We start from the raw sequence: 14,264 nt of genomic DNA, 5'->3' as shown, positions 1-14,264 counted from the left end.
TTATGAGTTATTACGAAATAAGCTTTAATGAAATGCGTGTTATTGGTTGTCTGATGGAAAAAGAGGTCACGACACCGGATCAGTATCCACTTAGCTTGAATGCGCTTGTTAACGCCTGTAACCAAAAGTCTAACCGAGAACCCGTGACGCAGTTGTCTGAGAGCGATGTTCAACAGGCCGTAGACAGTCTCTTTGACCGAGGCTTGGTGGTGGAAGTGTCCGGTTCCCACAGCCGTATTAGTAAGTATCAGCATCGATTTTGTAATACGGAGTTTTCGGATTTGCAATTTACACCCGCTGAAACAGCCATTGTGTGTTTGTTGTTTTTACGCGGCGCTCAGACGCCAGGTGAGCTTAGGTCAAGAAGCGGACGCTTGCACCGTTTTGACTCCTTAGATGAGGTCTCAGCGGCTCTGCAGTCGCTTCAGAATAAGGTGGGCGGCCCTTATGTTAATCCCTTGCCAAGAGAGCCTGGTAAACGCGAACAGCGCTATCAGGAGTGTTTCTGTACCGAGTCCGTTCGCCCTCCGTCTCATGCCTTAGATTCAGACCACCTCGATCAACAAGAACTTGAACAAACACAGTATCTTAAAGCGCGTATTGTTGAATTAGAAGCGAAGGTAAACGCGCTGCAAAAACGCATCAACGAACTTGAAAATGAAAGTGGACTATAAGCGGCTTAAGCGTCAGACTTAGGGCGCTTTTTTTGGGTGTATTTGGCGATTCAAGCTCAAATGCAATTGATGGTGTCTATGGGAGAGGAAAGTCTTATGAAGACAATACGCTGGGGTATTATTGGTACAGGTCAAATCGCGCGTGCATTTGCGAGTGATTTTTGTCACGTCAAAGGGGGTGAGCTTCGTGCTGTGGCTTCTCGCAATAAGGCGTCGGCCGATCAGTTTTCTGCCGAGTTTGATATTGAATTGGCTTTCTTTGATTACTTTTCGCTAATCAACAGCAACGAAGTGGATGTTATCTATATCGCAACCCCTCATGTTTACCATTATGGATTGACGAAAGCGTGTATTTTGGCAGGCAAAGCTGTGTTGTGTGAAAAACCCTTTACCATCAATTATGAGCAGTCTAAAGAGCTTTACGATTTGGCTTTAAAGCACGAAGTGTTTGTTATGGAAGCCATGTGGACACGCTTTAACCCCGTGATTGAACAAGTGATTGACTGGGTTGAAGAAGGCGAAATTGGTAATTTAAATAGCATCCAAGCCAGTTTTAATACCTTGGCACCCACGGGTCCAAATCATCGTCTGCTGAATCTCGAGTTGGGTGGTGGTGCCTTGTTGGATATTGGTATTTACCCTGTTTTTTTGGCGCAGCTCTTTTTCGGGAAACCCGATTTTGTGCAAAACCAAGCGGTGATTGGGGACACAGACGTTGATTTATTCGAACAGATTTTACTGGGCTGGGAAGCTGGACAGCTTGCTTCTTTGGATGCCTCACTGATTTCTCATAACCCTAATCGTGCGATCTTGTCAGGCTCTAAAGGCTATATTGAAATAGACTCTGAATGGTTCAAAGCCAAATCGTGTCGAATTGTGACGGCAGACAACAAAGAGCGAGCTGTGGAGTTCGATTTTCCTGGCAATGGTTACCAATTCGAAGTGGATGAGGTAAACCGATGCTTAGAAGAAGGGGTATTTCAGAGCCCTAATCACAGCTGGCAAGACAGTCTTGAATTGATTGCGACACTGGATGAAATTCGTCAAGACATAGGTTTGTATTACCCCGGTGAAAGCGCGCCAGACCATAGCCATTTTGATGAAGATGATCTGCATCATCACCATCATGAACACAGCCATCACAAACATTAAACACCAGTAAGGCTAAACACCTGTGAGTACTGAATAAGGCTGAAATATCAGTGCATTAGGTCAATAAAAAAGGACGCTATCCTAAGTGGAAAGCGTCCTTTTTTTGTCTTTATCTCAGACTGCACTGAAAGCGAAAGTGCATGAAATGAAAGCGCTTTATGTTCTTAATTAAGGTGTTTGTTAAGAACAGGTAATAGCACTTTAAACAGGCGTGGCGCTGCGCAGAGCAGATCGCCTTTAGCAACGCTAGGTGAGCCATCAAAGCCAGCGAATAAGCAACCAGCTTCTTTTGCAATAAATAACGGCGCTTGAACTTCCCATTCTTGCAATTTGATACCCCAAGCGGCATCAAGACGGCCTGCGGCTACGTTGGCTAGCATCAGGGCAGGAGCGTCTTGCATCATCACTCGAGCGCCTTGATCTGCAAGTTCGCTAAGGATGGCAAATTGGCCAGACGCAAAAGGTGCCAAGCGATCTGTGGCTGGAAATTGAGCCGCGACCGTTGCTTTGTCAAGAGTACGAGCTGAACTGGTACGAATACGTGAGTTGTTTAGATAAGCACCACGACCTTTACTGGCGTAAAACTCGTCTTTAGTGTGAGGATTAAGCACAAGAGCGTGCTCGACTTTACCGGCAACTAGGTAGCTCATGGTGATCACGTTGCCTGTTAGGCCGCGAGAAAACAAGTGCTGTCCTTGGATGGCATCAATGATCCATTCCCCTTCGCTGCCATTTTGGACTGTGCCTTGAAGGCGAGTCGTAATGGTGTCTGCTGGGTAGGCTTTTTCAAGGTGGTAAACAATGCTGCGTTCTGCACCAGAGCAAACGGTGCTATAAACTTGTTCTGCCGATTGGCCTTGCTCTTTGTCAAAGAGAAGCTTCTCTTGTGAGTGAACTATGTATTCTGCAGCAGCACGGGCTGCTTTAAGTGCGACATTGATTCTAGGTTGCATAATTTACCGTCAATTATTCCGTCATTAAAATGCACATACCGTCATAAGACGATAAGTTGCCAAATAAAGTGTTAAAGAGCGAGCTGTCTCCGTTTCACCTGAGCAAAATGCAAGATCAAACCGAGAGCCTAAATAAGAGCGCGGATTCTAGCGTAACAGCGTGGATTTTGCTAGTGAAGTTTTGGTGAAAAACTAACCAATATAGGGCTTTGTGATAAATATCTGTTAAGATGCTTGAGTTTTTTATCACTAAAGTTCGACCGTTTAAATGGGTACCCCATAACATGCAAAATACTGTAAGAATTGTTCTCGTTAATACATCGCATCCTGGCAACATAGGTGCTGCGGCTCGTGCTATGAAAAATATGGGGTTAGCTGATCTTTATCTGGTTGCGCCAAAAGACTACCCCAGTGATGAAGCAATCAGTCGAGCTTCGGGGGCAACCGATATATTGGACAATGCTGTCGTGGTGTCTACTTTAGAAGAGGCTTTAGCAGATTGTCAGCTGGTGATTGGAACCAGCGCCAGAGAGCGAAATATTCCTTGGCCTTTGGTCGATCCAAGACAGGCGGCAGATTTGGTGTTTGACGAAGGGTTGGTAACAGCGTTTGTGTTTGGTAGAGAAGACCGTGGCTTGACCAATGAAGAGTTGCAACGTTGTAATTATCACGTGCACATTCCTTCTGTTGAAAGCTTTAGCTCTTTAAATTTAGGTGCTGCTGTGCAAGTAATCGCCTACGAGTTGCGTATGAAGTCTTTACTGATGAAAGACGCCCCCGTAGTGGCCAGCAAGTGGGATGTGCCTGCGGCGAATGTCGCGCAAATTGATTATCTACTAGAGCATCTTGAAAAAGTGTTAGTACAAACCGAATTTCTCGATCCTGAAATGCCCATGCAGGTCATGACGCGTTTTCGTCGCTTATTTCAGCGTTCGCGGTTAGATCAGCAGGAGTTGGGTATGCTCAGGGGTATGCTGACTTCAATGGAAAAGAAGATGAAATAAAAAAACGCTGGCTTATTGTCTAAGCCAGCGTTCTTTGTACTTCTTCAGCAGAGATCGAGATTAAGCTTTACGCTCAGGTCGACCTTCTTCTTGCCAAAACGTGTGGAATTTCTGCCCTGGTTCTGCATCAACTCGTTCATAGGTGTGTGCGCCAAAGTAATCGCGCTGTGCTTGCAATAAGTTAGCGGGCAATACGTCAGAGCGGTAGCCGTCAAAATACGCCAAGGCGGAGAAGAACGACGGAGTAGGAATACCTGATTGTGCGGCAAGCACAACGGCTTTACGCAAACCTGTTTGTTTTTTCGCCATAGCATCAGCGAAGTAATCGCTCAATAACAGGTTTTCAAGCTCGTGATTCTCATCAAACGCATCAGCGATCTTTTGTAAGAAAGAGGCTCGAATGATGCAGCCACCGCGCCAAATTTTCGCTATATCACTGAAGTTAAATGTCCAATCATATTCTTTTTGAGCGGCGCGCATGATCTGGAAACCTTGTGCATAAGCACAGATTTTTGCACAGTAGAGTGCCTCTTCAATGGCTTTTTCCACGTCTTCGGCGGCTATTTCACCGCTTTCCACGTCAGCGGTAAGCTTGCCTGCGGCCAACTCTCGCTCGCCCGTTAGAGTGCTCAATGCACGAGCATAAACGGATTCGCTGATGATGCCCGCTGGTACACCCATTTGTGTTGCGCTGATAGACGTCCAACGGCCTGTACCTTTTTGCCCAGCGCTATCAAGAATCATATCAACAAGTGGTGCACCGGTTTTTTGGTCGTATTGTTGAAGAATGTCAGCACTGATTTCAACGAGGTAACTATTTAGTACACCCTGATTCCATTTTTCAAACAATTTACCAATTTCTTCCGGTTCGTAACCTAATAAAGAGCGCAGCAAGTGGTAGGCTTCACAAATAAGCTGCATGTCCGCGTACTCAATACCATTGTGTACCATTTTGACGTAGTGGCCTGCGCCATTTGGCCCTAGATACGCGGTGCATGGCTCGCCTTCAGTAACCGGTTTGCCCGGTGTGTTGCTTTCGATCGGCTTACCATTTTTATCAACTTTAGCGGCGACCGCTTCCCACATGGGTTGTAGGTATTTCCAGGAATTAGCATCGCCACCGGGCATGAGAGATGGGCCGAAACGTGCACCGACCTCGCCACCTGATACGGCGGTGCCAAAGAATTTGAATTTTTCTTTGTATTCCGCCTCGCGACGAATAGTGTCTGTCCATTGACTGTTTCCACAATCAACCACAATGTCGTCAGCTTCTAAGCCTGCTTCGATTAAACTCTGGCAAACGGCATCAACCGGTTTGCCGGCTGGCACAAGTACAACAATAACGCGAGGTTTGACAAGATGGGAAAGCATTTCTTTCATGTCAGAACAGCCAATAATGCGGGCTTCTGCGCTAGGGTCTATGCGTTCGGCGGCCTCGGTATTTAAAACGTCTTGTATTTTATGCGTGTCAAGATCAAAGCCTGCAACTCGGTAGCCGTGGTCGGCTAAATTTAAAGCCAAGCTTTTACCCATGACACCCAAGCCGACAAATCCAATATTGCAGTTCTGATTTGTGTTTAACATAAATATCGATCAACCTTCTGAAAACGGGGGGGAATTAAAGTAAGAATCTTACCACGAAGCAGAATTTTTCAGGACCTTTTAAGGTGAAGAAAAAACAAAATATTCGGTTTTTTTGCTTAAAACCTAGGCGTTTGCCGCTTTTCTAAATGAATGCAGCGAAATGGGCTAATGGCATTTTTATCTGATGAGTTTGTGAAAAAAATCCCAGATTGTATAAAGATAACAAGAAAGAAAAAAAACTACCAAAAAGGCTCTTAATTTAACCTCTAGATCGAGGTTAAATTGGTGTTTTTTCTTGGTGTATTTTTGAAAATACCAATAATATCAATGCTTTATATTTTATAATAAAGTTTCAAAATGGTAATAAAATAACATATAGTTATAACAATATGTTTTCTTAGATTGTTTTGTTAACATGTTTATTACTGGAAAAACTTCATCATAATAATAAAAAAACATCAGACAATCTTTTTATAGTTCAGAGGATTAAGCAACATGAACGCCGCATCAGACGTAACCATTGTTCACTCAAATTTAACGACGCCGCAACTCGTCGAAAAGGCTTTGCAAAACGGCGAAGGTGTTCTTGCAGACAATGGCGCTTTAGTCGTTGAAACAGGAGCTCGCACCGGACGCTCACCTATGGATCGCTTCATTGTGGAAGAGGCATCTAGCAAAGACAGTATTCATTGGGGGCCGGTAAATCGCCCCTTCCCAGAAGAAAAGTTTGCACCGTTGTGGGACCGTGTATCTGCTTATCTTAATGGCAAAGAGTCTTATGTTTCTCACATTCATGTGGGGGCGGGCGACGAATACTATTTGCCTGTTGTGATGCGTACTGAGACGGCATGGCATCATTTGTTTGGTCGTAATCTATTCATTCGTCCTGATATATATAACCCATCAGATAAATCTGAATGGCAAATTCTGAATGCGCCAGATTTTGTTTGTGAGCCTGATCGTGATTGCACTAACTCCGATGGCTGCGTGATTCTAAACTTTGCTGAGCGTAAAGTGCTTATCGCGGGTATGCGTTACGCTGGTGAGATGAAAAAAGCCATGTTCTCTGTGCAAAACTATTTATTGCCCGCTCATGACGTATTACCGATGCATTGTGCCGCGAACGTCGGAACAGAAGGTGACGTGACTTTATTCTTTGGTTTGTCAGGGACGGGTAAAACGACTCTATCGGCTGATCCAGAGCGTTTCCTGATTGGCGATGATGAGCACGGTTGGGGCAAAGATACTGTATTTAACATCGAAGGCGGTTGTTACGCTAAAACCATCGATTTGTCTCAGAAGAACGAGCCTATCATTTGGGATGCGATCAAGTTTGGTACCATTGTTGAAAACGTCGTGTTAGATGCGAATACGCGTGTTGCCGATTACACGGACACGTCACTGACTCAAAATGGCCGCGCAGGGTACCCTCGTGAGCACATTGAAAAACGTGCAGCGGATAACCGCGCTGGGGAACCAAACGCTATTATCTTTTTGACGTGCGATTTAACAGGAGTATTACCGCCAGTTTCAATCTTGACAAAAGAAGCCGCGGCTTACCATTTCTTGAGTGGTTACACAGCCTTGGTTGGTTCTACGGAAATGGGTGCTGGAACGGGTATCAAATCGACGTTCTCTACCTGTTTCGGTGCGCCTTTCTTCCCGCGTTCTGCCGATGTTTATGCGGATCTATTGATCAAGCGTATTGAAGAGTTTGGCAGCAAGGTGTATCTGGTTAATACTGGATGGACCGGCGGTGCACATGGTCAAGGCGGCAAGCGATTCAGCATTCCAACAACTCGTGCAGTGATTGCGGCTATACAGTCTGGTGCCCTTATTGGCGCTGAGACAGAGCACTTGGATGATGTGAACTTAGATGTGCCAACACAGGTGCCTGGTGTTGATACTGCGTTGTTGAATCCACGTAAAACATGGTCTGATCAAGCGGCTTATCAAGCACAAGCGAAAAACTTAATTTCTCAGTTTGTTGAAAACTTCAAGAAGTTTGATTCTGTGTCAGAGAGTATTGTCAAGGCAGGCCCGTCTCTCTAGTATACAAATACTCGTTCACAAAAAGCTGTGCGTTTGCACGGCTTTTTTTGTTTTTAAGGTAAGTAGTGATTGTGTTTTTAAGGTGAGTAGTGATGTCGTTTTAGGGCGATGTTGTTGAATAAACTATAAGCGTATGTTTTTTCTATGTTAATTGATAGCCACTGCCATCTTGACTTAGCCGTTTTCGATGGCCAGCGTGATGAACTAATGGTTCGATGTGCCGAGCAAGGTGTGTCGGGTTTTTTGGTGCCTGCCACGCGGTTCGAGAGTTGGGGGAAGATTAATCATTTGGTTAAGCGTTATCCGACTTGGCGTGTTGCTTATGGTTTGCATCCGTACTTTTTGCGAGAAGCCACTTTGAAGCAGATAGATGGGCTCGCTGAACAGTGTGACACTGAGCGTGTTATGGCGGTCGGTGAAATCGGTCTGGACTGTTGGCCGGGAGCGGTTGATATGGATATTCAGAAGGCGTATTTATTGCGCCAGCTCAGTGTGGCTAAGATGTTACGATTGCCTGTTATATTGCACGCAAGAAAGAGTTATGATTTGGTATTAAAGTGCTTACGGCAAGGTGGTTTTGATAGGGGCGGTATTGTTCATGCTTTTAATGGCAGCCTTGAACAGGCCAAGCGATTCACCGCGCTGGGTTTTGTGTTGGGCATTGGCGGTACTGTGACGTATCCTCGGGCCAAAAAAGCGCATCGCGTACTGGCGTCTTTAGACGCTAGAGACTATGTGCTTGAAACGGATTCGCCTGATATGCCAATCAGTGGTTTTCAGGGGCAGACAAATACCCCCTTGTCTCTTCCTTGTATTGTGCAGCACATTGCCAACATAAGAGAAGAAGATGTCGATCAGGTCACACGTCAGGCCTATGAAAACCTGCTAAGTGTTTTTCCTAAGTGGAATGAGGATTTACTTTGAACAATTCACAAGATATCAATGCTCCTATTCGTGTTTTATTGCTGGGGAGTAATACCGAAGTCGGCTCGTCTCTGTTGTCATTTTCTGAAGGCAAGCCTGGGTTTGAATGGGTTTGCCCTGATGAATCTATGTTGCTTGATCGGAATCAGCTGCCTCAGCTGGAGGCCATAAAGTACGATGTGGTGATTGATGCCTTGAGTCTACGACTTGCCCTTCAAGACAACTACGGTAAGTTTCAATCAACGCTAGAGTATTTAAGTAAGCAGACGGGCAAACCTCTGATCATGATTAGTAGCGCAAGAGTATTTTCGGGCAGTAAGGATGCACCTTATGCCGAGACGGATACTCCAGACAGTACTGATCCTTACGCACTAGCTTTGGTTAAAACAGAATCCATAGTGTTGAGTAATCCTGACAATATTGTGCTGCGAACTGGCTGGCTTTTTAGTGGTAAGGGTGACGATTTTGTTTGTCGAACGCTGGGTTTGATCCAAGATGGTGTTAATCTGGCTTATAAGGACGATTTGATAGGCAGCCCAACTCCTGTGTCTGATTTAAGTCGCGTGGTGCTCTCCATGGTGAATCAAGGGCATTATGGCTCTCAAAATACGGGCATTTATCATTATTGCTGCGCAGAAGAAATCAGTTGGGTTGGTTTGGTTGAAGCGATTGTTGCTACATCCAGTCAATTTAATCCAAAAGAGCAAGTTGATGTGGAAGTGATTACGGATTCATTTCTCCAAATCGATGATATTACCATCATGAAACGCCAATCTTTGTCATGCCGTAGGGTATTTAATCATTTTGGTATAAAACAACGTCCTTGGCGCTCTAAGTTGCGAACGCTAGTAAAACAGCTTTGTCAGGCCAGTAAAAGCCCATAGTCAATTGGATTTAATGAATAGTTGAGGTAGGTGTGTACAAAATAAATTACAAGGCTGTCGTGTTCGCTTTTATCCTTCAGATGTTGGTGGGTGTGCTCTGGTATGCTTCTACGCCCATCGAGTTTTTGGGGCGCTTGTCATCAGAGCAGGGAACAAACATACCTTCTGTCGCTGTTATGACGGTTTTCCCCCTTTCTGTTATCGCGTACTTAATGTTTACTGCATGGTTGTTGGTAAAAGCGAAAGGGCTGTCTGGTATCGGTCGTTTTTCTCTCGTGGTGGGTACTTGGTTATTTATCTTTTTTCCTAACGCTGTTTTTGTCAGTTTGCATCTAGATTTGAACCAAATAGAGGTTTTCTATTTGCTTTCCTTCGGTATAGTGAATTGCCTTATAGCGGCGATTATTTTGCCTCTGTGGCAACCTTCACGTTCAATTTTCAGGGGGTAATCCCCCCTAAAAATCATCTCTTATGGTCTATTAATATAAGCTGCCTGCAGGCCATACCAGCCACAAACTTAAGCCGCTTGTTGCTACGGTAAACATCAGTTGGCCAATTAAAATGTGTTTCAATTTGTTACTTAGGGTCATGATGACGGGAGTAACAAATGCGTTTGCCACAAACATCAAAGTGACATACAGAGGGATGTCGGCAAGTACATGACTCTGTGTCAGTAAACCGCCTAAGATCAGTAATAGGGCAGCGCTCTGTGCTGCATTGCTTGCCTTGTCGTTGAGTGCCTGTGTGAAGTAATTAATAACAAGGTAGCCAGATAAGGCTGCACTAAAAACCCCTAAGAGTTGTCCAATTAATAGGCTTCCTCCAATCGATACGACTGGGGCAGCACCGCCTGCAACTATCACGAACCCAATAAATGGAATTTGTTTGTAAAAGCGACGTTGACCTTCGGTTTGGAATGTCTCTGAATTTTTTGTTTTATTCAGAATGAGATAATAAAAAGAGACCGTCAAGCCGCACGCGACCGCCCAGCTAAGGCTAACTACCATGCCAGAATGTGTCAGTACTGGATTGAGTAGAAGGTAAAAAGAGCCACTAAACAGTGCTAAAACGACGACGTTTAAAGCCGCAGAGGCCTTACCCAGCGTTAAGCATCCCCATACAATAATGGCGATCAGGATACACATTGAGTAGTAATCAATGGCTTGGTTGGGTGGGAAACTCAGGCCTGGGTGTACCAGGCCAAGCCCAACAGCGAAGCCAGCAAAGCCGCCAAGTAAGGAAGCCCCGCGCGCCAGTCGGCTAACAATGAAACTGGTTATTAACGCAGCAATAAAGGGGTAAATTGCTGTGTTTAACAACATAATAATATTGGTATTGCTAGCTTGATCGTACACGGTGCTTTTCCTATTTTGACTGCAATATTGACTTAGGTTTTGGTTTAAAAAGCGCTTTTAAGCGCCTGTAATAAACGATTACTGACGAATGCCTTCGACGTAAACCGTGATGTCTGTTTTATCGGACACACCTGGGATGAAGTAGGTAATACCAAAGTCACTGCGATTGATTTCCGTGCTGGCTTCAAAACCAGAGCGGTAGCCACCCCAAGGATCTGTGCCTTCGCCAATTTTTTCCACATCAAAAGTAACGGTTTTAGTCACGCCATGCAGGGTTAAATCCCCTACCAGTTTCTCGCCGTCAAAAGACGTGCTTTTGAAGGTTAATGTTGGAAACTGTTTTACGTTAAGAAAATCTGGGCTGCGCAAATGTTTGTCACGTGCTTCGTGGTTAGTGTCAATACTGGCGGATTGAATCACGAAAGACACTTCGCCGGTTTTGCCATCGTCAGAGTAGGAATAATTGCCTTCCATTTCGTTAAAACGTCCTGGAGTGGTACTAACGCCAAGGTGGCCCACTTCGAAAGTGACCGCAGAGTGAGCTGGGTCAACTTTGTAGTCAGCAGCAACAGCGATCGTAGAGGCAAGACCAAGGGAAAGCAGAGTAATGATTTTCATAATAACGTCCTTTATGGATGATTAAACATGAAATTAGTTTAACTCTTTTCATTTGATAAATAATTACCTTAAAATACAATTCAATATTAACTTTAAAGAAATAATCTTAAGGCTAGTCTTATTCCGTATAGAACAATTCTATCTAATCATTATTTTTAATTTATAGGGTAAATGTGTGGATAAGTTTCAAGCAATGAAGGTATTTTGCCGTGTTTACGAGGCTGAAAGCTTTAAGGTAGCGAGCGATTCACTCGGTATTTCCCGTCCTATGGTGACACGTTTTGTTAACTCGATAGAAGAGGAGTTAGGGACGAAATTACTCCAAAGAAACACTCGTAATATCAGTATCACCCATGCTGGCCGAAAATATTATCAACATTGTATTGCGATACTGGATGCTGTTGAAGAAGCTGAAAGTGACATGGGGGAGTTAGTACAAAAACCTAAAGGTTTACTAAAGATCAGTGTTCCTATGGATTTCGGGTTGTCTCATATCGTCCCTTTATTAGATTGCTTTTCACGCTTGTATCCTGATATTGAATTCGATGTAGATTTTAGTGACAAGAGAGTGGATATGACAGAGTCTGGAGTTGATGTTGCCATTCGAGGGGGGGATTTGGGTGGTGATCAATTCGTTGCTCGTCCCCTTTGCTATGGCAAAGGGTATGTGTGTGCTTCGCCTGACTATGTGGCTGTTCATGGGATGCCACAGGGTCTTGATGACTTAAAAAGTCATTCTTGTCTTTTGTATAGCAATTCTGCCATTCCCGACCGATGGTCGCTGATTGACGCGCAGGGAGAGACTAAAAATATAACCGTGACTGGTCGCTTTAAAGTGAACAACGGTGGAGCTTTAGTGCGTTTTGCTTTGGCGGGATTAGGGGTGATTTATCAGCCTGATTTTCTGGTGGAAAAACACATTGAGAGAGGGGAGTTGGTCGACCTTTTGCCAAGTTATAAGGGGTACGAGATTTGCTTTCATGCGATCTATCCGCAACGTAAGCTCATGTCGAGAAAAGTGCAGTTGTTACTAGATTTTCTACAAAAAGAATTGGCTAATACCTGATATACCACTCGGTATTAGCCAATGAATTTAGCGACTTATTTTAAGTCGCTAAATTCATTTTCAAGGTTTAAATCGACGGGAAGGTCGTAACCTGGTAGATGAATTTCGGTATCTGAAATAGTCAGCTCTTCACCGCCTAGAACGTTAAAACCAAATTTGTAGGTTGGCAATATTTCACCACGAATTGCGGCCTGATTGTAGTCTTCTGCGACGGCAACCACCTCTGCGTTTTTCGCTTGGTAGGCCTCAAGAGCTTCAACACTATAACGTTTTTTGAGCATTTTCATTGTCTGGTTTGGAGACAACAAAACCGCCGTAGCGTTGTTGCCGCCAAAGCCCTTTGAATTAAGCAATGCGGCGTCGAAATAGTCTTTCCCGTAGGTTTGGTGCTTGAGTTGGAATTTCAAGCCTTCTTGGTAAACGTCTTCAGCGATAGCATGAGATGTCGTAATGCCGGGCAGTATACCGTCTTTCCAAACACCCAAGGATAAATGCAGTTGATCTCCACCCGCAGTGCCCTGAGAATGACCAAGAAAAGCTTTCATTGCTACAACTGGAATGCCTGTGGCACCAAAGCTAGTTGCGGCTTGGCTGAGTACGTGTGATTCCGTAATGCGGTTTTGTGGCGTACTTGTGCCGTGAGCTTGAATAAAGGTTCGCTGGGTTAGGCCATCATTTCCTATGATGTTTTGAAGATAAGCCATGGCCTTGCTCATGGTCAGGTAATTACCTATACCAGGTGCTGATATGGACTTTTTATGGCCGTCAGCGTAAGAAAATACCGCTGGTATGGCTCCAAATATCTCGGCACCTAACTCAATGGCAAGCTCATCGTCCATCAAGAGTGTCCATTGGCTGGATTCACCAATGGTAAAACCGCAATTTTGAGCAAAGGGTCGACAGCTGCGAGTGTGGTCCGGCTCGTCTTGGTTTGTGATTTGATCCAGAGCAAGCAGCGCTGCGTCTTCAGCCAGCGCTCCCATGGTTCTAAAACCTTCTATGATTTCTGGCGTGATAGGCGCATCACTGCCACCCACCATGGCAACACGAAATTTCCCCGACTTAATGCCTTCAATGGCTTTTTCTAGGTTAAAGAAGTAGGTCGCGCAAGCGCCGATTGACGTACCAACGTTACCAACACTGCCTAGAATATAAGCGTTTACAAAATCCGCAGGCATTTGTGCATAGCCAAGAGGAAGGTGCTTTGAGGTTGTGCGCTTGCCCATGAGGGCCGATTTTAGCATGCCTCCAAAACCAAGGTCGTCCATTTGTCCAATCGAGTTAGCGGCATAAACGGCGATTTGATCTGGCGCTACCTTGCTACGAATCACTTCCCAATCAATACCACTGCTTTTTACAGCGTCGGAGGCGCCGTAAATGGTCATTTGTAATCCACGGGGATGGTTACGGCTTTGGTAGAGTTTTGATGGATCAAACCCCGTTGGCAGTTGTCCCGCTGCTTTTACGGAAAGGGGTTTAGTATCCTTAATAAAGGTCTCTAAGTTACCATCAACAGTGACTTCGCTGACGCTGTCTGACAAGGCTTTTACTTGCCAGTTTGTCGGGCGATCGCTGGGTAAAGACCGCGTTTTTATCGTAAAACTGAGCTTTTCACTGTCTTGACCTGCGTGCAAGGTAGTGGACTTGTGCAGCACCACATGGTCAACATCAAACAAACTGGGGTGAATGCGTCGAATTAAGGTCCGAGCAAGCAAGGAATCACCAATACCTTCCACTAGGGCTGCTGCATCTAATGCTTCCCCACTGTTGGTATACCAAAGGCCGTTTTTATGTTCAGCCATGTTTGTGATCGTTGCGAGATCAAGTAAAACATCCTGTTGGACTGATTCTGGAAGCAGATCAAAAACAATACGGCGGTAGGCTTGATGTGAAGAAGTACGACCAGCCGAATTGATTCCGCCAAAGCCAACAATTACAGGTAAACGGGCCAATTGAATTTCCTCGTTTTATGAGTGGGAAAAAAAGAATGGGATATTG

At 44.8% G+C, this 14,264-nt stretch carries 13 protein-coding genes; 8 read left to right on the top strand and 5 right to left on the bottom strand.

Annotation, left to right across the window (positions count from 1 at the left end):
• Positions 1 to 2 precede the first annotated feature (2 nt).
• Both EBI00_RS05260 and EBI00_RS05255 read left to right on the top strand, forming a co-directional pair.
• Entirely contained in the window at positions 3 to 674 is a 672-nt protein-coding gene (locus tag EBI00_RS05260) for a YceH family protein (protein WP_123094857.1), read from the top strand.
• Positions 675 to 770: 96 nt separating this feature from the next.
• Complete coding sequence (locus tag EBI00_RS05255; RefSeq protein ID WP_123094950.1) at positions 771 to 1,826, top strand: Gfo/Idh/MocA family protein; 1,056 nt, start codon at positions 771 to 773, stop codon at positions 1,824 to 1,826.
• A 164-nt stretch (positions 1,827 to 1,990) separates the two neighbouring features.
• Here the strand turns inward: EBI00_RS05255 and EBI00_RS05250 are convergent, their stop codons facing one another.
• The gene (locus EBI00_RS05250) at positions 1,991 to 2,779 is read right to left on the bottom strand and encodes an inositol monophosphatase family protein (RefSeq protein WP_123094856.1); all 789 of its coding nucleotides are present in this window, start codon (positions 2,777 to 2,779) and stop codon (positions 1,991 to 1,993) included.
• A gap of 284 nt (positions 2,780 to 3,063) precedes the next feature.
• Between EBI00_RS05250 and EBI00_RS05245 the strand changes: the two genes are divergently transcribed.
• A complete protein-coding gene (locus tag EBI00_RS05245) occupies positions 3,064 to 3,783 on the top strand; it encodes an RNA methyltransferase (protein ID WP_123094855.1) in 720 nt (239 codons plus the stop codon).
• A 60-nt stretch (positions 3,784 to 3,843) separates the two neighbouring features.
• On the opposite strand, the gene gndA is transcribed toward EBI00_RS05245, so the two are convergent.
• A complete protein-coding gene (gene gndA / locus EBI00_RS05240; protein WP_123094854.1) occupies positions 3,844 to 5,367 on the bottom strand; it encodes an NADP-dependent phosphogluconate dehydrogenase in 1,524 nt (507 codons plus the stop codon).
• 495 nt (positions 5,368 to 5,862) lie between these two features.
• Here gndA and EBI00_RS05235 point away from each other — a divergent pair, with 495 nt between their 5' ends.
• The 4 genes from EBI00_RS05235 to EBI00_RS05220 all read left to right on the top strand — a co-directional run bounded on the left by EBI00_RS05235 (position 5,863) and on the right by EBI00_RS05220 (position 9,676).
• On the top strand, positions 5,863 to 7,419 hold the full coding sequence (locus tag EBI00_RS05235; protein WP_123094853.1) for a phosphoenolpyruvate carboxykinase: 1,557 nt from the start codon (positions 5,863 to 5,865) through the stop codon (positions 7,417 to 7,419).
• A gap of 144 nt (positions 7,420 to 7,563) precedes the next feature.
• Entirely contained in the window at positions 7,564 to 8,343 is a 780-nt protein-coding gene (locus EBI00_RS05230; RefSeq protein WP_123094852.1) for a TatD family hydrolase, read from the top strand.
• The gene (locus tag EBI00_RS05225; protein ID WP_123094851.1) at positions 8,340 to 9,227 is read left to right on the top strand and encodes an SDR family oxidoreductase; all 888 of its coding nucleotides are present in this window, start codon (positions 8,340 to 8,342) and stop codon (positions 9,225 to 9,227) included. Before EBI00_RS05230 ends, EBI00_RS05225 begins: the two co-directional genes overlap by 4 nt.
• A 59-nt stretch (positions 9,228 to 9,286) precedes the next feature.
• The gene (locus EBI00_RS05220; RefSeq protein ID WP_241556957.1) at positions 9,287 to 9,676 is read left to right on the top strand and encodes a hypothetical protein; all 390 of its coding nucleotides are present in this window, start codon (positions 9,287 to 9,289) and stop codon (positions 9,674 to 9,676) included.
• Between the two features lie 30 nt (positions 9,677 to 9,706).
• Here the strand turns inward: EBI00_RS05220 and EBI00_RS05215 are convergent, their stop codons facing one another.
• Together EBI00_RS05215 and EBI00_RS05210 are read right to left on the bottom strand one after the other, a co-directional pair.
• Positions 9,707 to 10,582, bottom strand: a complete 876-nt coding sequence (locus tag EBI00_RS05215; protein WP_123094849.1) for a hypothetical protein — start codon at positions 10,580 to 10,582, stop codon at positions 9,707 to 9,709.
• Between the two features lie 78 nt (positions 10,583 to 10,660).
• Entirely contained in the window at positions 10,661 to 11,200 is a 540-nt protein-coding gene (locus tag EBI00_RS05210; RefSeq protein WP_123094848.1) for a YceI family protein, read from the bottom strand.
• 175 nt (positions 11,201 to 11,375) lie between these two features.
• Here EBI00_RS05210 and EBI00_RS05205 point away from each other — a divergent pair, with 175 nt between their 5' ends.
• Positions 11,376 to 12,266, top strand: coding sequence for a LysR family transcriptional regulator (locus EBI00_RS05205; protein WP_123094847.1), 891 nt, complete (start codon positions 11,376 to 11,378; stop codon positions 12,264 to 12,266).
• 35 nt (positions 12,267 to 12,301) lie between these two features.
• Here the strand turns inward: EBI00_RS05205 and EBI00_RS05200 are convergent, their stop codons facing one another.
• The gene (locus EBI00_RS05200) at positions 12,302 to 14,218 is read right to left on the bottom strand and encodes a beta-ketoacyl synthase (RefSeq protein ID WP_123094846.1); all 1,917 of its coding nucleotides are present in this window, start codon (positions 14,216 to 14,218) and stop codon (positions 12,302 to 12,304) included.
• Positions 14,219 to 14,264 lie beyond the last annotated feature (46 nt).

The sequence above is a fragment of the Marinomonas hwangdonensis genome, assembly GCF_003721245.1.
Lineage (GTDB): Bacteria > Pseudomonadota > Gammaproteobacteria > Pseudomonadales > Marinomonadaceae > Marinomonas > Marinomonas hwangdonensis.
This window is presented reverse-complemented; position numbering and strand designations above follow the sequence as displayed.